Genomic DNA, 19,820 nt, shown 5'->3' with positions numbered 1-19,820 from the left:
TTTATCGTTTTTAATTGATTAGAAACCTAAAGTGACATTAAGAAAGAATGATCTGGATGTAGGTGTAGAAAAGTTCTCAAAGCCTGTAGCATTGGAGTTGATTGCGAAAACAGATTCTGGATCTACACCATTTGCATAACTTTTAATCATCCAAAGATTATTTCCGGTCAAGCTGACTTTAGCACGTTGGACAATACTGTTACCAAGTATGCTTTTTGGGAAATTATAGCTCAATGTCACATTTCTCAAACGGATATTCGTCGCATCATACACATTTTGCTCCGTAATACCATAGTTTCCTGATGTTGAGGTTACTTGAGTCCAATATAATTGTTGGGTCGTTTGTGTGGTGTTTTTTGTATATGATCCATTAGATGCAATCACACCATCCACGACAAATGGGTTACGCTCACCGTTTGGTGCTGTAATCTCCGCATTACCATTAGCCTGTAGATTGAGATTTGTTCCTGAGAAGAACTCTCCACCAAATCTTCCGTCTACTTGGAAGCTTAATCCAAAGTTTTTGTAAGCAAAATTATTATTCCAGCCTACTAGTGCTTTAGGGGCTTGGTTCCCAAGTTTGTGAAGGCCACTTGCGGCTTGTGGCAATCCGCTGCCATTTAAGATCAATTGCCCATTAAATTCACTATTCGGATCTTCAACTCTTAGAAATTTAGTGCCATAAATATCACCATACAACCCGCCTTCAAGTGCTCTGATAGAAACATTGTCATAAGATCCTAATGGGTACATGTCCACTCCATCGGCAAGACTGATGATCTTATTTCTGTTTCTTGAAAAGTTTAGGCTGGAATTCCATGTTAATTGATCTTTATTGGTCAATATCCTTCCATCCAATACAATTTCAAAACCCGAGTTCTGAATATTTCCAGCATTGATTTTTTCATATTCATAGCCGCTATAAGGATTCATCGGAAGATCAATCAATTGGTTGGTCGCATTCGTTTTATACCAGGCGAAATCCAATCCTAATCTGCTGTTGAATAATCGCGTGTCGAAACCAAATTCGATGGTTTTGATCAATTCACTTAGGATACTAGGGCTATATTTGGTATTACCCATACCAGCAGTGGTATTGCCATTTGGATCCTTTCCGATATTATAAACATTGTATAATTGGAAAGAAGGAAGGTCATTACCAACTTCAGCGTAAGATCCTCTTAACTTGGCAAAAGATAACCAGCTTGGCAATGAACCACCTGTCTTGCTGATCATATCTGAAATTACCCATGATCCACTTACAGATGGATAGAAGAACGACCTGTTGTCTAAACCTAAGGCAGAAGACCAGTCATTTCTGCCTGTCACATTAAGGAATAAATAGTTGTCATAATTGATTTCCGCCGTTGCGTAAAGGGAGTTGATCTGCTTTTGCAATAAACTCTGTTCGATTGTAGGAAAAGATTTACTGTTATTGATGTAGAACAGATTCGGTACTTGCAGTTCTCCTGTACTCGCATCGATTCCAGTAGATCTCGTTTTCATAATTTGTCCGAATACGGAGGCTGATCCACCCCATTTTCCAATCAAGTTATCTTTACGTGCATTTAATGCTACAGTGAAGTTGTTTTCAAAGAATGTATTTTTACCAACCCCATAACTGCCACCTGTAATTAATGGGCTACCACCGTAAGTTTTGTTTTCATAATTAGTTGTATACTGATCACGACCAAATCTTGCTTCCGCATCTAACCAATCATTGAATTTGTACTTGATGTTTCCATTCATGATAAAACGGTCACGAATGTCATTATTCAAACGGTATTTTTCTAACCAGTACGGGTTCATTGTCTTATTCTCACTTGTTCCATACCAAGCCATATCCCCCACTGCATTCAATGGATTTTTAAAATCCAGAATATTCATGGAACGAGGCATGGTAAATAAAGTGCTATAAACGTTTGAATTGTTTTGGCCTGAAATAGGTCTATTTTTGGCATTCATATTCATGTACTGCACCTTGACATCAGTGGTCCAGCGTTTGTCAGGGCCGAATGATGAAGTAACTTTGGTCATCAAATTGATTCTTTCCAACGATGAACCCGGGATCTTACTTTGGTCATTTAAATAGGTTGCAGATGAATAAATATTGGTTTCGCCCAGCTGTTGTTGAAAAGCAAGATTTTGTGTGTGATTAACACCTGTGTTAAAGTATGCACCAATATTGTCATATACTTTAGTTGCTTTATCGCCCCAGCTTGTCGTGCTTATTGGATTGTAAACACCATCTTTTCCTTGGCCATAGCTATTTTGAAGCTTTGGTGTCATGAAGATGGTTTCAAGACCAATGGTGGAAGAATACGTGATACCAGCGCCTTTTTGAGCTTTACCCGATTTGGTCGTGATAACGATGGCACCATTACCAGCTCTTGATCCATATAGAGCAGATGCTGCACCGCCTTTAAGAACTGACATACTTTCGATATCGTCAGGGTTGATATCGCCCAATCCGCCACCCATATCGGTCGCAGGATTCCACATGTCATTATTTTTATCACCATTTCCTTTCATACCGCCAAGGAAATTGTTCATCGGTACACCATCGACGATGATTAATGGTTGATTATCTCCTGTAAGTGAGTTGTTACCACGAAGCGTGATCTTAGTCGAAGATGCTGGACCTGCAGAACCTTTGATCACCTGAAGTCCGGAAACTTTACCGACTAAAGCATTCGCAACGTTGGTTTCTTTGGCATCTGTAAGTTGTTCGGATTTAACCTCTTGAAAAGAATAACCTAGTGTTTTCTTTTCTCTTTTTATACCCATTGCCGTCACAACGACTTCTCCTAATGTCGAAGCATCTGCGGTCAATGTAACATTAATCGTTTTAGTCGAGCCAACAACGATTTCCTGGGTTTTGTATCCGACGATTGATAGGCGGATTGTTTCTCCTGGAGCGGCATCGATATTAAAAGATCCGCTGGCGTTTGTTTGTGTTGCCTTTGTAGTTCCTTTGACTGCTACAGTAACCCCTGAAACAGGTCCCTTGTCATCGGATACTTTACCTGTAATAGTTTGTTGTGCATAGAGGGCGGAAGCACTAAATATAGTGCATAATGCTAGGCCCGTTGCTTTTTTGTAAAATAGACTCATTTTTTAGGTAATTAAGTAAAGAGTTTAATTCGTTAAAATGCGATTGATATAATGTTCGACAACCAATGCAGTTGTCCCTTTTTGTTGTGCAGTTTTGTGTAGTCCCGAAATTTCTATTTCGGTCATTTTTGCTATTCTCGGAATACTAAATTCATTGATAGCATTCTGGATCTGTGGACCTAATATATTTCCGATCTCGGCTCCTCGACCACTGATAATAACTTTATTCGGATTGAGGATGTGAAGCAGGGTAGAGATCCCTTTTCCGATCATAAAACCGATCTTTCCGATATGGTAAATAACCAATTGATCGCCTATTTTTGCAGCCTCAATGAGTGCGTTATTTTTGTTGCTCATGGTTTTGATGAGTGTACTGTAGATGGAGTATTCTCCTTGTTGGATGGCTATCTCTGTTTGCTCTATGGCAGATTTTAAAGATGCTTCTACTTCGAGGCAGCCCCTTTTTCCACAAGAACATAGACTGTTGGTGTTTGAAAGCGGGATATGACTGAACTCGCCAGCGAAACCCGTAGCACCAGTAAAAATTTCACCATTAATGATAATCCCTAAACCTACTCCCCAATTCAGATTAATGACTAAGGTATGTGTACTGTCGACTCCAGCACCAAATTCCTTTTCCGCCCAAGCGACGCAACGAGAATCATTGTCGATTATCGTTGGTATATTCAGCTTGCTTTCAATGCTATTCTTAAGATGATGAAGTGGATTATGGTCGGCAAAGGAATCATTGACGCCAAGATGGGCGTTGACAAAACCGGGCATACTGATTCCTATTCCAATAATTTTGTTGCTCTTTAATTTGTGCTTATTAATAAACGTCTTGATGTGTTCAAGAATATCATTTCCTGCAGATTCATCTCTTAGGTCGAGTCTGATATCCGATGTTTCGGCCAAGATTTCTTGTTTCAGATTGCTCAGATGAATGGATGTATAGAACTGATCTACGGATACACTAATAATGAGGTGATCTACGTGATCATTTAACGCATATAATGCAGCCCTTCTGCCTCCAGTCGAAGCAGCCAAGCCTTTGTCCACAATAATATCTTGCTCTAATAGCTCATTAATTGCTTTTGTAACAATAGGAGTACTTTTTGACAGACTTTTAGAAAGTCCAGCAATAGACAGCTCCTTTAGATAGTAAAGATATACAAGGATTTTCTCCTTCAATTCCATTATATTATGTGGGGATGCGTTAGTGTTTTCCCATTTAGTGAGCGCTAAAGATATGTTATATTTGTGTTAAGTAGAAATAACTTTTTATTTTTTTTTAAAAAGTAGTCTTCTTGGTTTGTTGAATTTTATTTTGTTTGCATGGGTATAAAAAAAACGCTCTCAAAATTGGAGCGTTTTTTAGGAGCCTGTATATGGATCCATCATGTTGTTGACTAGTATTTTTAGCTATAAATGGCTTGATTTTATAGCTTCCAAATATCCTTTATATTCTTTTACCCATACTCGATCGGAACAGCGTATTAGAGGAGAAGCTGAAAATCAAGATAGCTGTATGTGTAAATAGCATATTTATATGGCTAATGGATAATATTATCGATCAGATGTTCGGCTACTAAGGCCGCTGTACCCATTTGTTGTGCGTCTTTGTGAAGTTCAGAAATTTCTATTTTTGTCATTTTTGCAATTTTGGGAATACTGAACTCATTGATGGCGACCTGAATCTGTGGGGCTATGATATCACCCACTTCCGCTCCACGGCCACTAATGATTATTTTGTTCGGGTTGAGGATATGTAGCAGGGTTGAAATACCTTTTCCGAGCATGTAGCCAATTTTTCCGAGATTATTAATCGCGATTTGATCCCCCAACTTTGCAGCTTCAATCAATGTATCCGCTTTATTTGAATTTATTTTAGCAAAAGTGGAGTAAATCGAATATTCACCATTTTGGATATCTGATTCGGTGTTTTGTATGGCAGCATTTAAGGAAGCTTCGACTTCGAGACAACCTCTCTTACCACATGAGCATAGGGTGTTTTTATCTGATAATGGGATATGACTAAACTCTCCAGCAAAACCTGTTGCGCCTTTAAAGATCTCTCCGTTTATGATAATTCCAAGACCAACCCCCCAATTTAAGTTAATCACTAATGTATGTGCAATGTCAACCCCATGACCAAATTCTTTTTCCGCCCAAGCAACGCATCGTGAATCATTGTCAATGACCGTGGCTACCTGCAACTTGTCTTCAATTTGCTTATATAGATGGTGGAGCGAGGAGTTTTGGGGATAAGAATCGTTTATTTTCTCTTCCGGATTGACAAATCCGGGCATACTGATTCCCACGCCAATGATATTTTTTTTGTCGATCTGGCTTTCATGAAGAATAGTTTCCAAGGAATGGAGGATCCGTTCTCCGGCATCCTGCTCTTTTAGGTCGATCGCGACATCCTTCTGCTGTGCAACGATAGTGTGTGCTAAATTGGAAATTGTAAAAGAACTGTAATATTGGTCTATTGCTATGCTGATAATAAAATAAGGGAGGCTATTGTTGAGCCCATATTGGGACGCACGTCGACCGCCTGTTGATTCACCCAGACCATTATCGAGAATAAGTTCCTGTTTTACAAGTTCATTAATCGTCTTTGTGACTATAGGTGTACTTTTTGAAAGAGATTTAGAAAGATCCGCAATGGATTGTGTCTTATTATAATATAATAATCGTAAAATGTCCGCTTTCATCGTTTAATTGACCTAAATATAGGAAATGGTTATAATTGTTAGATAAAGATAAGTATTTTGGATAAGTTTTAAGAACTTTTTAAATACTTTTAAAAAGTAGAAAGCCTAGAGTCAAGTCTAGGCTTTCAATGCTGGTAAATATGGAGCTATGTGTTATTCGAAATTGGAATTGCTCCAATAAGGATTTACATTTCTTAGATTTTGCGGTACCCAAAAGATTGGGTTTGTAAAATTGTCATCAGATTTGACTTTCGCATAATTGTCTGGGTTGTTTTGTTGTTCTGCTGTAGGGTATCTTAACCTTTCAGGGAACGGTTTCATTACTTTTCCATTAAAAGTCATTGGTTCCAGTTTTGGATGTCTTGTTCTTCTGACTTCTGTCCATAATTCATAAGGGCACATGATGTTTAAATGGATATATTTTTGCTGCATAATAATCTCCAATTTATCATCGACATTGGTTTTAGCATTATATTTAGCTGCGATGAAGTCAGAATATTTTGTGACATCACTCGCGGCTGGTTTGACTGGGTGTAATATCAGTTGACTTTTTTGGAAGTCACTCTCATCACTTCTATTATACCAAAAATTAGTAGAGTTAGAAATTGCATTTTTAATATGTGCATCAGCTGTACGACCGGTATTTCCTAAGTTTTTTAAAGTAATTTCGGCCAAAATCAAGTCTACTTCTGCTTGTGACATCATATAGACTGGGAACTTCTTGTTCATGGTAATGTTGGCAAAATTATAAAGGGATTTTGAATTCTGTTTGAAATGGTCACTTATATTCCCGTTAGGTCCACCTGTGTAGTATTTCTCCCCACCATCATAAATTGGTTTTTGGGCATCTGCATTCATGCTGACTCCGCGATAGTCTCCGATGGATTCGGCAAAATTACTGTGCTTAGTGGGAAACGCAATTACAGGTAGTCTAGGGTCATCTACACCTTTTTCATACGCAGAAGTGCCATAATTCATCCTTTTTATAATAATATTAGGGATGAATGTGCCTGCCCAACCTTCAAATAATCCTCTAACCCATTCACCACCGTTTCTTGGGTCTAGATCATAAGGCATTTGCCAGACCATATCTGTTGTCGGTAGATTGTTCTTTGCCAACGTTTCATTAATGTGTGTCTTCGCCGTATTTTCGTCTACTCCGGATATTCTTAATGCATATTTAAGGCGCAAAGCATTGATGTACTGAAGCCATTTGTTGATGTCGCCCCGAAATGCAATATCTTGATTTTTAAACGTTGAAACAGCAGCAGGGCTCATTTTGTCGTATGCAGCAGGAAGTTCATCTGATATTTTCTTTAAATCATTAAGTACGCTGATATAGATTTCCTTCGGATCATCATATTTTGGAAAAAACAGACGGTCCTTGCCACGAAAGGCTTCCGAATAGGGGATGGAGTTATAAAAATCTACAGTGAGTAGTGCTGCATAATCTTTCACAACCGTCACTAAATGATAGTATATGATATTATCGTCAAGCTCTTGTCCAGATACATTATTTAGGTTGTCTTTGATCACAGCCCAAGCATTCGCGCGCTCATAAAACGCTTTCATTCTGTTCTGCCATAATTGATTTTCACTTCCGAACCCGTTAACACCTGATAAGTCATCATAAAGACCAAACCAAGCATAGCGATCCGTTATATAGCGTTGTGAAACTTGTGTATAGCCTGAGACACCCATGGCGCCTGTTCCTGCTATATCCCACCACCATTCGCCGTAGTCCTGAACATAAAATTTCCATTGGTACAGTGTAGAAGTAAATAATCCACTAAAAAGATTTCCTGTTTTGTCATATATTTCAGGATTGGTAAATTCCTTATCTAATGTCTTTTTACATCCTGTAATTAGGATAAAAACCGATGCAATTACTATTGATATTTTTTTCATGATTGAATGTCTAATTGGTTAAAAACTAACATTAACACCGAAAGTGAATGTTCTGACGGATGGATAAAACGAATTTTCAATGTAGGATTGTGCACCAAGAGCGGCTTCAGCATCAATATTTGGTATACTTTTGTAAAGATATCCGAGGTTTCTAGCAGCAGCCGTCAAGGTCAGCTTTTGGAGTTTTAAATTATTAGCCCATTGCTGCGGAATGGTATATGAAACCGAGATCTCTCGAAATTTGATATAGTCGTTTTTGAATAAACGATCTGGCGGCCAAGAAGTGCCAAGGTCATTAATATAAGTTCCATAATATGCTGGCGCGCTTACAATTTGGTTGTTTTTGACGTATGATCCATTTGATTCCATTACACCGTCCAAAATTATACCATCGTGATAAATTATCCCATCTTTGGAATCCGATGGAGCAGCTGCGTTATGTTGCGTTTGAATAAATTTATTGTTTTTATCGATATAATAAGCAACCCCCCCATTTTCTTCGTCACGCCCTGGTAAGCTTTGCTTGATGACCCCTGTACCCATTAAATAATTATTGGTATAAGAAAACACAGAGCCTCCGAATTTGTAATCCAACCCGAGGTGGAAATTGAACCCTTTGAAGAAGAAATCGTTCATAAAACCACCGAAAATATCGGGATTGACATTTTTTCCAATGTAGGAGACATCGTCTGATAATTGGTATAATCCATTTGGGCCAATAATCTTGTTTCCGCTATCATCTCTTTTATAGTCATAGGCTTTAATTTCGCCAATTCTTTTTCCTTCTTCAGCAAATACCTGGAAACCACTATTTCCAGTGATGTATTTTTGAGTGATTCCTGGATATAAGGCGATGACTTTTGAAAATTGGTTAGCAGCGGTAAATGTTAGATCCCATCTAAATTTTTCGTTCGCAATTGGAGCAGCCTTGATGAATATCTCGTGTCCCCAATTCCTTAAATTTCCAGTATTAATTTTGGCAGACGAGTAGCCTGTTGAGGAAGATAAGGGCTGGGAAACAATCTGATCGTAGGTATTGTTGTTATAAAACGAATAGTCGATTTCTAATCTGCTGTTTTGGAACCACCTTGTATTAAATCCGATCTCTATTTCTCTTTTTCTAAACGGCTTTATCATTTCTAGGAAGAGACTGGATGGTGGGGTGACAGTAACAGGACCATATGAGTAGGGTAACTGTCCTACGCTAAAAATATTATTTGCAAAATATCGATCTCCGGTAGCGGTCGATGGACCTCCACCGACATTTGCCCAGGCTACGCGAAGTTTACCATACTGTAGTTTGGGTATTTTAAAGTCGTTTGAAAAGTTCCATGTATAGGAAAGTCCAGGATAAAAATAGGAGTTATTAGGTGATTGTAAGGTGGAATTCCAGTCGTTTCGGGCCTGCAATTCCAAATAGTGACTTTCTTTGTAAGATATTGTAGCCGATCCTAGCATACTATATAAAACATCAGATCCTCTTCCATTTCCCATAACCTGACCTCGAGCTCCTGCAGTGGGCCAATTTGCAATATTGGCATTGTTTAATGAATACCAGTCTGGATACAATAAGCCCATATTTCCTGTGGAAGTGAACATGTTGTTGTCGGTAATCTTCTGATAGGCACCACCGATAAATCCAAAAACGCTCCAATCTTTGTTGAAACTATTTTCGTATTTCATGAGTCCTTGATAGTTTTGTACGGTTGTATTGCGTTTGGTCCATTTATATCCGCCTCCAATTCTATCTGGAACCATTCTTGTTATTTTATTTTCTGTAACAACATCCGTATTGGTGTAATCAATAGATGCTTGTCCAATAAATGAAACATGTGGACTAAATTGTAATGTCGTTTTGATTGAGCTGACTAAGTGGAATTTGGTGTCTTTATCTAGATTATCATTCTGTTCCCAAAGAATATTAGAGGTGGCATTAGGCCAAAATCCTGGTGAACCGCCCGCTAAACCATAAGGCTCAAGATCTTTTCTATATCCTTGTGCATCATGGTAAAATCCTTTAATCCAATTGTAATCATAGTCACGATTTAAGCCTGTAGCTACCCATTGTTGAATATTCGGTCTTCTATTTTTTGTGTTGACGCTATATAAATTGTTTACAAATTCGAAACTGGCAAATTTCGATGGCATAAAATTTCCATTGAAACTGAATGTATTTTGCTTTTGTTTAAACCCAGGTAATATATCGTTGTAGGTATTGGTGGTATAGGATGCACGTGCGCTACCAATCTCACCTCCTCCCGAAACGGCTATATTAGTCCTGTTATTAATTCCTGTTTTAAAGAAATTAATAAAGTTGTCCGGATAGGCATGATATGTACTCATGGTGCTATCATAAAGCATAATGTCTGAGTTGTCAAATTTAGGCCCAAAACTAAATCTGCTCAACGGTAACTTTCTAATTTTTTTACCATTAATATCTGCATATTGGATGTCATTGGCAGATGCCCCAGATCCATAGTCGTTTTGGAAGTCAATATAAGTAAATGGTTTGTCGATACTTATCTGTTGGTTAAGTTGAATTCCTAGTCCACGTGTTTTCCGTCCACTTTTTGTTGTTACTAAAACAACACCATTTAAAGCCTGGCTACCATAAAGCACGGTGGCTTTCGCCCCTTTTAAGATTTCAATGGATTCAATATCTTCAGCATTAAGATCGTTAATGCCGGAACCCATATCAAAAGAATTCAATGGATCATATCCCCTTGATTCCATGGAGGTACTTTCATCGTAAAGCGGTACACCATCTACAACAAATAGTGGTCGTGTATTAGTTCCAGATTCCAAGCCTGCGGCTCCGCGAATACGAATATTAACACCGCCTGTTGGACCACCTGAACCGATATTGATGCCCACACCCGCGGCTTTTCCGTACATTGCCAGAAAAGGGTTCTGAGTTGCACCCGCTTTTAGTAGGTCGTCAGAGGTAACGGTTGCTGTTGCATAGCCCAACGATTTTTTATCTCTTTTGATGCCCAAAGCTGTTACAACAACTTCATCTAATGAAGATTCGTCACTTTCCAATAAGATTTTAATTGTGCTCGCTGAACCGACAACGATTTCCTGAGGTTTGTAACCAATCATAGAGATTCGGATCGTTTGTCCTTTTTCAGCGTTGATTTTGAATGATCCGTGCTCGTTGGAAAGTGTTTTGGCAATTGAGCCTTTAACGGCTACAGTAGCTCCAGGAAGGGGACCTGTTTTGTCTGACACACTGCCAGAAACCGTTTGTTGCGCGTAAAGTGCTGTTGCGCTAAACAGTGTGCATAAGGCTAAGCCCGCACTTTTTTTGTAAAAGACACTCATTTTCTACTATTTAAGGTTAATTAAATTGTTTAGTACTATGTCAATCCTTGGGATCAGCTATAGTTATTGGTTAAATGTTAATCTAAGGTACTCTAGTTAATAATCCGTTTGAACTGGCTTATTGTTCCAGATCGTTATGTTTAAAAAACAATATATGGTTAGTATAAATCTTGTTACATAAAATTAGGTATTTATTATTAAGTTCCAAATACTTTTTAAAAAAAATAAAAAGAACTCCTGTTTGTGCCATTATTATTTTTTTTATGCATAAATGTGAATTGTGTAATGCCTATATTTACTAGCTAATCACTTAATTTATGATCAAACAACGTTATTATTCCTTGGATGTGTTTCGTGGGGCTACTGTGGCACTGATGATTATGGTAAATAATCCGGGGACTTGGGCACATATGTTTGCACCGCTGAAACATGCAGCCTGGCATGGGTGCTCACCCACGGATCTGGTTTTCCCGTTTTTTCTATTCGCTGTGGGGAATGCGATGTCCTTTGTGATTCCTCGCTTGCAAGAAGCAGGTCCGGCCGTTTTCTGGAAGAAAGTGCTTAAGCGTACGGTCTTAATTTTTGCAATTGGTCTTTTTATTAACTGGTGGCCTTTTATTAAATGGGAGGGGGCAGAACTGGTTTTTAAACAATGGGTAGATCCCAATGATCCAAGTCGAGGCATCCGTATTCTTGGGGTATTACAACGTATTGCCATCGCTTATTGTTTTGCTTCTATATTAGCTTATTATTTTAAAGAAAAAGCAATTATCTGGATTTCTGCCGGTATACTATTGCTGTACTGGGCTGTTTGTGCATTGGCGGGGGGAGCGGATCCATATAGCTTAGAAGGATGGTTTGGAACAAAGTACGATATCGCTATTCTAGGGGTGCCGCATATTTATAAAGGTGAAGGTGTTCCATTCGATCCAGAGGGATTGATGAGTACTTTGCCGGCAGTAGTTCAGGTTGTGTTTGGTTATCTGGTGGGGGTGTTTATTAAGAAACAAGGCCAGGTGAACTGGCTCTGGTCTAAGGTGCCTGCTTCAAATGAACCTCATTTTAAGTTGTTGTCGGGGATGTTTGTGACTGGCTTTATCCTTGTTGTTTTGGCCTGGATCTGGGCGCTCGGCTTTCCGATCAATAAAAAAATCTGGACCAGTTCCTACGTGCTTTATACCACAGGACTTGCTACAATGACAATTGGTAGTATGATTTGGTTTATAGAGGTGCAGGGTGTCAAAAATAAATTGACCCAATTTTTTGATGTATTCGGCAAAAACCCTTTATTTATATTTGTACTGAGTGGAATTTTACCTCGCTTTTTGGGGCTATTCCGGATCCCGGATGGACTGGCTGAGGATGGAACACAAAAATATATTGACGCTTTTGGTTGGTTTTATAAATATATCTGTGCCCAGGTTCCCGGAATCCCGGAAGTTGGTTCTTTTGTCTATTCACTCTGTTTTTTGACCCTGATGTGGGTGATCTGCTACTGGCTGGACAAGAAAAAGATATATGTAAAAGTATAGTGAAAGCGAAGAGGTTATGAAGGTGTATTTGCTGATCAAAAAAAAAATACTACCTTTGCAGGCAATTAATAAATTTTTTAACGCTTTAATATTATTCAAGAGATGTATTTAAGTAAAGAGTACAAAGCTGGAATCTTCGCAGAATTTGCTGGATCAGCTACTAACACTGGATCTACAGAAGGTCAAGTTGCTTTATTCACTAAGAGAATTGCTCACTTAACTGAGCATTTGAAAAAGAACAGAAAAGATTTCGGTACACAACGTGCCTTACAAATGTTGGTAGGTAAACGTCGTTCATTATTGGCTTATCTTTACAAAACTGATATTAACCGTTACCGTGCGATCATCAAAGGTCTAGGTTTACGTGATATCATCAAATAAGCTTTTGTACAAAGGTTTTTAGGAAAGCCATCCAGATTTTGGATGGCTTTTTTTATGAAATATCTCGTCTTAGGTATTATAAATATATGATAGTGTCATTAATAGCTATAGTCACACCTTTATCTTCCCCAAGTGCAGGCTGTCTGTATTACCTCCACCATAGCTCACTACAAAAAATAGATACACTTCATAAGTCGCTTCCTTTCTATGCTCTGGAATATTAACGTATTGTTTTCCAGATATTAAGCTATTTTTCGAGTCGTTCATCAAAAGTGGATATTCAACACCATTATCCGCTGCGCTATACAGGATTAAGAAGGAATCGTAAGACCTTGTGTCAAACTTCTTCTCCAGATAGGCATCATATTTCCAAGTAACCTGAAGCACTTGTTTTTCTTGATCGAAATCTATCGTGTAGGAAGTGATGGGATTGGGGCTCCCTGGATAAGTGCTTCGTTCAGATTATAAGACATGGCGACATCGTATGCCCGCTTTGGATAGCTATACGCCTTATAACCTATATTGATGATCGAATTTAACAGGTTAATATGCGACCTCACAATCTTGAAGCGTATTCTACTGAGCAGCTGTTCAGGAGTGGGCGCTTGTTTTTTTAACGCGAGGGAGAGAACGTACATAATTTCCTGTTTTCGTCAACACAAACACAACGGAACCTGCCTTCCCAGAAACAGTTCCATTAACGCCATTTTTGATGATTGCCATAACTAACTGATTATAATATGGATAGTTAAGATAGGCATTAAAGCCGAAACATCCTAATACCACATTATACCTAATAACAATTTTCAATCAATTTTTAGACAGTGATCAGTCACTGATTATTCAGTCTTTACTGAGTTATCACTGAGCAAACACTGAACGAGCACTGAACAAGTACTGTGAAAAAGGCTAATTTGATCACTAGTTGATCCTAATGCTGTTCTCTAAAAATTAAAAGAGGAAAAAAGGGATAAAGCTACACTTGTGTAACGAAAATACCCAAATTTAAAAATCACGATTTCTGGCTTGATAAGTTGATGTGTTGATAGGGTGCTTTTTTAAAGCAAATTTTCAAAGAATGACGACGGTTGCATAACCTCCCTGTGGCCTTAGTACTGGCTTTGCGTATTTAGCTAACCGTTAATTGCATTAATCTTAATATTTTAATTTACCTTTGTGCTGAAATCTAACGTATTTAAAATATCGGCACGCTGCCAACAAGATGAAAAGCGTGTCAAAAACAAGATTAAATGAATTACAACGAAATTAAAACAACCATCGATATGGGTAATGGCACCCAAATCGAATTGTCTACAGGAAAATTAGCGAAACAAGCTGATGGTGCTGTAGTATTAAAACAAGGTGATACGATGTTGCTTGCAACTGTCGTTTCAGCCAAAGAAGCTAAATCTGGTGTTGATTTTTTACCACTTTCAGTAGATTATCAAGAGAAATATGCGGCTACTGGTCGTATCCCAGGTGGTTTCTTACGTCGTGAGGCTAGATTGTCAGACTATGAAGTATTGATTTCTCGTTTGGTAGATCGCGCATTACGTCCATTATTCCCTGAAAACTATCACGCAGATACACAAGTTGCCATCAGCTTAATTTCTGCTGATAAAGATATTATGCCTGACGCTTTAGCTGGTCTGGCAGCATCTGCTGCAATTGCAGTTTCTGATATTCCTTTTAACGGTCCTATCTCAGAAGTTCGTGTAGCGAAAATCGACGGTCAATTGGTCATCAATCCAAAATTATCTGAACTTGAAAATGCAACTTTAGAATTTATCGTTGCTGGTTCTGCTCAGGATATCGGTATGGTGGAAGGTGAAGCCAAAGAAATTTCAGAAGCTGAAATGGTTGAAGCAATTGCTTTTGCTCATGAGGCTATCAAAAAACAAGTTGCTGCACAGGTAGAATTGGCTAATTTGGTCGGTAAAACTGTGAAACGTGCGTATAATCACGAGCCTGAAAACCTTGAATTGAGAGATTCTATTTTTGCTGCTACTTATGATAAAGTATACGCAATTGCAAAATCAGCTTCTGCAAAACATGACCGTTCTGAAAACTTTGCAAAAATTGCAGAAGAATACAGAGCAACAATGCCTGAAGAATTGGATGATGATACCGCATTCTTATTCAAAAAATATTTCCACGATGTTCAGTATGATGCTGTCCGTAATCTAGTTTTAGATGAAGGCATGCGTTTAGATGGACGTAACGTGCGTACTGTACGCCCAATCTGGTCTGAAGTGGATTACTTGCCAGCGGCACACGGTTCTGCTGTATTCACACGTGGTGAAACACAATCATTAACGTCGGTTACTTTAGGTGCTAAAGACGATGAGCAAATGATTGATGGTGCTTTTATCAACGGTTATAACAAATTTATCCTGCACTACAACTTCCCCGCATTTTCTACAGGTGAAGTAAGACCAAACAGAGGTCCTGGTCGTCGTGAAGTTGGTCATGGTAACTTGGCGATGCGTTCATTGAAACAAGTATTACCTGCCGATAACGAAAACCCATATACAATCCGTGTGGTTTCTGATATTTTGGAATCCAATGGTTCTTCTTCCATGGCGACTGTATGTGCTGGTACATTGGCTCTTTTGGATGCTGGTGTGAAGTTGAAAGCTCCTGTATCTGGTATCGCAATGGGATTGATCTCTGATGAAAAAACTGGTAAATATGCAATTTTATCGGATATCTTAGGGGATGAAGATCACTTAGGTGATATGGACTTTAAAGTAACGGGTACTGAGAAAGGTATCGTTGCTTGTCAAATGGACTTAAAAATCAATGGTTTGAAATGGGAAGTGTTGACACAGGCTTTGGATCAAGCGAAAGAAGCCCGTTTACACATCTTAGGTGAAATGAAGAAAACCATTTCTGCTCCACGTGAAGACTACAAACCACATGCACCTCGTATTGTTCAATTGTTGATCGATAAAGAATTTATTGGTGCTGTGATCGGCCCAGGTGGTAAGATCATCCAAGAAATGCAACGTGAAACTGGTGCAACAATCTCTATCGAAGAAGTTGATAATAAAGGTGTTGTTCAGGTATTCGCAGATAACAAGGCAGCTATTGATGATGCTGTAGGTCGTATTAAAGCGATTGCTTCTAAACCGGAGATCGGAGAAACTTACGAAGGTAAAGTAAAATCAATTATGCCATTTGGTGCATTCGTAGAGATTATGCCGGGTAAAGATGGTTTGTTACACATCTCTGAAATTGACTGGAAACGTCTTGAAACAATGGACGGAATCTTCAAAGAAGGTGATAAAGTAACAGTTAAATTGTTGGATATCGACAAGCAAGGTAAAATGAAACTTTCACGTAAAGCTTTATTGCCTCGCCCTCCAAGAGAAGATAAGCCAAAACAAGATAACCCGAATGGCGAAGCTCCTGTAGCTGGTGCCGGTCAGGAATAAGCTTGTTCTTAAACAAATATAAAAAAGCCCGCTATTAGCGGGCTTTTTTTGTACGCTAAATATTGACTAGCTTTAGCTATATATCTGAGCTTATGATTCGATTATGGAGTCTTCTTTTGTTGTCTATATTATGCGTTCCTGTTGTTGCACAGGTGCTAACACCTGCTGATACAGGAAGGATCTTTAATACAGTTGATATCTTTCTTGAGCCAAGGGATGGGATGGAGAACTTTAAGATCCGTTGGTTACATTATCTAAAAGAAGCTAAGGGGGAAGGAAGGTCGGTTGGACAAAGCGATCCATGCTGATCATATATTTGAGGTACTTGTCGAAAAAGACGGGATACTATTGGATAGGAGAGGCGGTTCTAAAGATCTGGTTCTACTTGATTTTCTAAGAATACAAAAAAGATGGAGCCCGGGGATTCAATCGGGGCGCCCGATATGTTATCTTTTGAAACTAAAGGTTCCCAAAGAATTGTTCGGTAAAGTAGCGATAGAAGAATTGATTGTTCGGAAGGATTTGGTGAAGCAGGAGCATCTTAAAGAATAAAACAAAATAGGCTGTCATTTCGACAGCCTGTTTTGTTTTTATAGCATAATAACACCTTTTATCTTGGCAACTTCTTTGTAGAAGTAAATGACCTGATCTGCATCTTTTACATTCAGGTTGACTGTGATCGAGGTGTATTTTCCTGTTTTGGAATCCTTGAAGTCAAACCGTGCATCGGTATCATCAAATACTTGTTGGATCTGGTTGAAATGATCTTGATCCTTTGGTAAGATGAACTTATAGGTATAGTCTTTTGGAAAGGTCTCCAAATCTTCTAATCTTTCTTTGAAGCTTTCATAGAAGTCTTTTGGATTCTCACCACCATCAGGGATGTCTTGTATATTGATGTTTTTGTAATCTGCCATTTTTTGTTCTCCTTAATTTTATATAGTAAGGTATTAACAAATATTAATCCATGAATGTTTTGCTGACAATTTTTCAGTTAATTATTGTCAACGCTTGTGGGTCTGTCGGATTTATTTTTTCCGAAGTTTTTGTTCGGCGTAGCGCTCATCTCAATTTCCATCTGACCTCCCTGTAGCAATTGCGCATGTGTGATGAAAGTCTTGGTGTAAGGTTTTCCGTCCAATTTAATCGATTTGATGTATTGGTTTGCTTTACCTTGGTTTTTGACTGTTATCGCTAGCGTTTTACCATTTGGCAAATTGATGTTGGCATGTTCCATCATCGGCGAACCAAATACATAAACACCGCTCATGGCATTCAATGGATAGAATCCCATCGCGGAGAATACATACCATGCGCTCATCTGACCGACGTCATCGTTACCACAAAGTCCTGCCGGTGTATTTGTATAGAAATCGGTCATCGCTTTACGCGCCAAAGCTGCACCTTTCCAAGGTTGCCCTGCATATGCATATAAGTAAGGGATGTGGTGGTTGGGCTCGTTGCCCTGTGCGTATTGGCCGATTAGCCCTGAGATATCTGGAGAAGCTTCTCCACCGAGATCCGAAGACATGGTTGTGAAGTAATCCAGTTTCTTTAAAAATTGCTGTTCGCCGCCAAAAAGATTGATCAAACCTGTCACATCTTGTGGTACCAACCAGGTATATTGCCATGCATTTCCTTCACAGTAATCATTTTCACGGTGCTTGGCCATTAATGGATCAAAAGGTCTGCGGAATTCACCGTTCGCTTTTCTACCAACAAAGTGACCAACTTCTTTATCAAAATATTGCTCATATAGTTTATAGCGTTTTTTGAAATAAGCAGCATCTTCTGTTTTTCCTAATTTCTCTGCAATTTTATAAGCGCCAAAGTCGGCGATAGCATATTCCAATGCCCAAGCTACAGATTCATTCGGCATACTGTCAATAGGAATATAAGTCAGGTCGCGCGCAAATTTCAATCCATGGTCATTGCCCATAGCGGTTGTTTTGACGGCTTCCCACACCAAAGGATAATCCTTCTCGTCGATGATTCCTTTTAAGAAGGCATCTGCGATGACCGGAATGGCTGGCAAGCCAACCATAGTGTTGGTTTCGTTACCCTGTAAATGCCACATCGGTAATTTCCCTTGTTGTTGATAGATCGCAAGCATCGTTTTGATAAAATCCTGATTGATCTTACGGTCCTCAAGGATGGTCATCAGTGGATGAAGCCCACGATAGGTATCCCAAAGGGAGAATACGGTATGATTTACAAAATCTTGCTTTTCGTACACCTGTTTATCCGTACCCATATAATCGCCGTTTGCATCGTTGAAAATCGTAGGGGCGAAGTAAGTGTGGTATAAAGCAGTATAGAAGATTGTTTTTGTATCCTTATCTGCTTCAAACTGGATTTTGTTCAAGGTTTTATTCCAACGTTGATCGGCTTCTTGTTTTACTTTCTCAAAATTCCAACCCGGAATCTCTGCATTGATATTATTTAAGGCATTGGTCGAGCTGACGGGTGAAATACCGACTTTCAGTTCAATGTTCTTGTTTTTAGTCGCATCAAAGAAAAGCGCTGCTTTGATCGCTTGTCCTTTGAAGGTCATCTGACCGAATTTTTCGTCTTTGCCATCAAAGAACCTAACCTTTTGGATAGGTTGCGAAGTTTTTATGGCAAAGTACAGTTTTTGGTCACTGGCCCAGCCTGTGGAGAAACGATAACCAACGAATGTAGAATCATTGATCTGTTTGATATAGGTATCGGTTGGTTTGTCCCAATTGATGTGATAACCTAGGTCAACTAAGATATGAGCATTGTCTGTTTTTTCGTATCGGTATTGATGGTAACCAACTCTTTCCGTTGCAGTGAGATTGGCCTGAACTTTATAATCATCCAGATAGGCACTGTAAAATCCGGGCTTAGCGACTTCATTTTCTTTTTTGAATGATGAGCCATAACCGGTATTCATTTTGTTGAATTCTGCAGGTGTCAATTGTAGCTTGCCATTCGCCGGAACGATCATAAGATCATTGAGGTCACCTATACCTGTTCCGCTCAGATGGGTGTGGGTAAAACCCAATATTTCCTGGCTTTTGTAATTGTAGCCGCTGCACCAATCCCAGCCATTGAATTTGTCCCAGATCTGTGGAATTTGGGTTGGCCCAAGTTGTACCGCACCTAGTGGTACATTGGCTCCGACAAACACGTGTCCGTGATCTGCTGATCCAATAAATGGATTGACATATTGTGTTAAATTTTGCTGAGCTTGAACGCAAAATGGTAAAATTAGCGTGCCCAACACTGTTGTGATGAGTTTATTTCCTGTCATAGGTTTTGTGTTCGGGTATTTGAAACTGCTTAAAATTAGTAAATAAAACCTTTTAGCGCAATTTTATTATTATTTTAGTAAATTGTCGTTAAATTTTTTACTTTAGTAATCTTCGAAATAAAAACTTAAC

At 38.9% G+C, this 19,820-nt stretch carries 13 protein-coding genes; 4 read left to right on the top strand and 9 right to left on the bottom strand.

Annotation, left to right across the window (positions count from 1 at the left end):
* Positions 1-18: 18 nt before the first annotated feature.
* The 5 genes from OGI71_RS16695 to OGI71_RS16675 all read right to left on the bottom strand — a co-directional run bounded on the left by OGI71_RS16695 (position 19) and on the right by OGI71_RS16675 (position 11,063).
* Positions 19-3,114 carry a SusC/RagA family TonB-linked outer membrane protein gene (locus OGI71_RS16695; protein WP_282250407.1) on the bottom strand — a complete coding sequence of 1,032 codons (3,096 nt, stop codon included), beginning with the start codon at positions 3,112-3,114 and terminating at the stop codon, positions 19-21.
* 24 nt (positions 3,115-3,138) lie between these two features.
* Positions 3,139-4,311, bottom strand: coding sequence for an ROK family protein (locus OGI71_RS16690; RefSeq protein WP_282250406.1), 1,173 nt, complete (start codon positions 4,309-4,311; stop codon positions 3,139-3,141).
* A 356-nt stretch (positions 4,312-4,667) separates the two neighbouring features.
* Positions 4,668-5,831 (bottom strand): ROK family transcriptional regulator, encoded by a 1,164-nt coding sequence (locus tag OGI71_RS16685; RefSeq protein WP_282250405.1) that lies wholly within the window; start codon positions 5,829-5,831, stop codon positions 4,668-4,670.
* Between the two features lie 153 nt (positions 5,832-5,984).
* Positions 5,985-7,739 carry a SusD/RagB family nutrient-binding outer membrane lipoprotein gene (locus OGI71_RS16680; RefSeq protein WP_282250404.1) on the bottom strand — a complete coding sequence of 585 codons (1,755 nt, stop codon included), beginning with the start codon at positions 7,737-7,739 and terminating at the stop codon, positions 5,985-5,987.
* Between the two features lie 18 nt (positions 7,740-7,757).
* Positions 7,758-11,063 (bottom strand): SusC/RagA family TonB-linked outer membrane protein, encoded by a 3,306-nt coding sequence (locus OGI71_RS16675; protein ID WP_282250403.1) that lies wholly within the window; start codon positions 11,061-11,063, stop codon positions 7,758-7,760.
* 317 nt (positions 11,064-11,380) lie between these two features.
* On the opposite strand from OGI71_RS16675, the gene OGI71_RS16670 reads away from it, so the two are divergent.
* Both OGI71_RS16670 and rpsO read left to right on the top strand, forming a co-directional pair.
* Entirely contained in the window at positions 11,381-12,595 is a 1,215-nt protein-coding gene (locus OGI71_RS16670) for a heparan-alpha-glucosaminide N-acetyltransferase domain-containing protein (RefSeq protein ID WP_282250402.1), read from the top strand.
* Between the two features lie 102 nt (positions 12,596-12,697).
* The gene (gene rpsO, locus OGI71_RS16665) at positions 12,698-12,976 is read left to right on the top strand and encodes a 30S ribosomal protein S15 (RefSeq protein WP_120261475.1); all 279 of its coding nucleotides are present in this window, start codon (positions 12,698-12,700) and stop codon (positions 12,974-12,976) included.
* 111 nt (positions 12,977-13,087) lie between these two features.
* Here the strand turns inward: rpsO and OGI71_RS16660 are convergent, their stop codons facing one another.
* Both OGI71_RS16660 and OGI71_RS16655 read right to left on the bottom strand, forming a co-directional pair.
* Positions 13,088-13,363: a hypothetical protein gene (locus OGI71_RS16660; RefSeq protein WP_282250401.1), complete on the bottom strand. Its 276-nt coding sequence runs from the start codon at positions 13,361-13,363 to the stop codon at positions 13,088-13,090.
* Positions 13,364-13,383: 20 nt separating this feature from the next.
* A complete protein-coding gene (locus tag OGI71_RS16655; RefSeq protein WP_282250399.1) occupies positions 13,384-13,614 on the bottom strand; it encodes a DUF6266 family protein in 231 nt (76 codons plus the stop codon).
* Between the two features lie 612 nt (positions 13,615-14,226).
* Here OGI71_RS16655 and pnp point away from each other — a divergent pair.
* Entirely contained in the window at positions 14,227-16,413 is a 2,187-nt protein-coding gene (gene pnp, locus OGI71_RS16650; RefSeq protein ID WP_120261476.1) for a polyribonucleotide nucleotidyltransferase, read from the top strand.
* A gap of 285 nt (positions 16,414-16,698) precedes the next feature.
* Positions 16,699-16,965, top strand: coding sequence for a hypothetical protein (locus OGI71_RS16645; RefSeq protein WP_282250396.1), 267 nt, complete (start codon positions 16,699-16,701; stop codon positions 16,963-16,965).
* Between the two features lie 38 nt (positions 16,966-17,003).
* Here OGI71_RS16645 and OGI71_RS16640 read toward each other — a convergent pair whose 3' ends face one another.
* Together OGI71_RS16640 and OGI71_RS16635 are read right to left on the bottom strand one after the other, a co-directional pair.
* Positions 17,004-17,330 carry a DUF493 domain-containing protein gene (locus OGI71_RS16640; RefSeq protein ID WP_223583831.1) on the bottom strand — a complete coding sequence of 109 codons (327 nt, stop codon included), beginning with the start codon at positions 17,328-17,330 and terminating at the stop codon, positions 17,004-17,006.
* 77 nt (positions 17,331-17,407) lie between these two features.
* The gene (locus OGI71_RS16635) at positions 17,408-19,690 is read right to left on the bottom strand and encodes a GH92 family glycosyl hydrolase (protein ID WP_282250393.1); all 2,283 of its coding nucleotides are present in this window, start codon (positions 19,688-19,690) and stop codon (positions 17,408-17,410) included.
* Between the last annotated feature and the right edge of the window lie 130 nt (positions 19,691-19,820).

It is taken from the genome of Sphingobacterium sp. ML3W, assembly GCF_029542085.1.
Lineage (GTDB): Bacteria > Bacteroidota > Bacteroidia > Sphingobacteriales > Sphingobacteriaceae > Sphingobacterium.
Note: the sequence above shows the minus strand (reverse complement) of the source record. Positions and strands in the feature narration are given on the sequence as shown.

Excerpts from the sequence above, each read along its gene's own strand:
- OGI71_RS16635 (WP_282250393.1), bottom strand. The coding sequence starts at position 19,690 with ATGACAGGAAATAAACTCATCACAACAGTGTTGGGCACGCTAATTTTA.
- pnp (WP_120261476.1), top strand. The coding sequence starts at position 14,227 with ATGAATTACAACGAAATTAAAACAACCATCGATATGGGTAATGGCACC.
- OGI71_RS16655 (WP_282250399.1), bottom strand. The coding sequence starts at position 13,614 with ATGTACGTTCTCTCCCTCGCGTTAAAAAAACAAGCGCCCACTCCTGAA.
- OGI71_RS16675 (WP_282250403.1), bottom strand. The coding sequence starts at position 11,063 with ATGAGTGTCTTTTACAAAAAAAGTGCGGGCTTAGCCTTATGCACACTG.
- OGI71_RS16640 (WP_223583831.1), bottom strand. The coding sequence starts at position 17,330 with ATGGCAGATTACAAAAACATCAATATACAAGACATCCCTGATGGTGGT.
- OGI71_RS16680 (WP_282250404.1), bottom strand. The coding sequence starts at position 7,739 with ATGAAAAAAATATCAATAGTAATTGCATCGGTTTTTATCCTAATTACA.
- rpsO (WP_120261475.1), top strand. The coding sequence starts at position 12,698 with ATGTATTTAAGTAAAGAGTACAAAGCTGGAATCTTCGCAGAATTTGCT.
- OGI71_RS16670 (WP_282250402.1), top strand. The coding sequence starts at position 11,381 with ATGATCAAACAACGTTATTATTCCTTGGATGTGTTTCGTGGGGCTACT.
- OGI71_RS16685 (WP_282250405.1), bottom strand. The coding sequence starts at position 5,831 with ATGAAAGCGGACATTTTACGATTATTATATTATAATAAGACACAATCC.
- OGI71_RS16690 (WP_282250406.1), bottom strand. The coding sequence starts at position 4,311 with ATGGAATTGAAGGAGAAAATCCTTGTATATCTTTACTATCTAAAGGAG.
- OGI71_RS16695 (WP_282250407.1), bottom strand. The coding sequence starts at position 3,114 with ATGAGTCTATTTTACAAAAAAGCAACGGGCCTAGCATTATGCACTATA.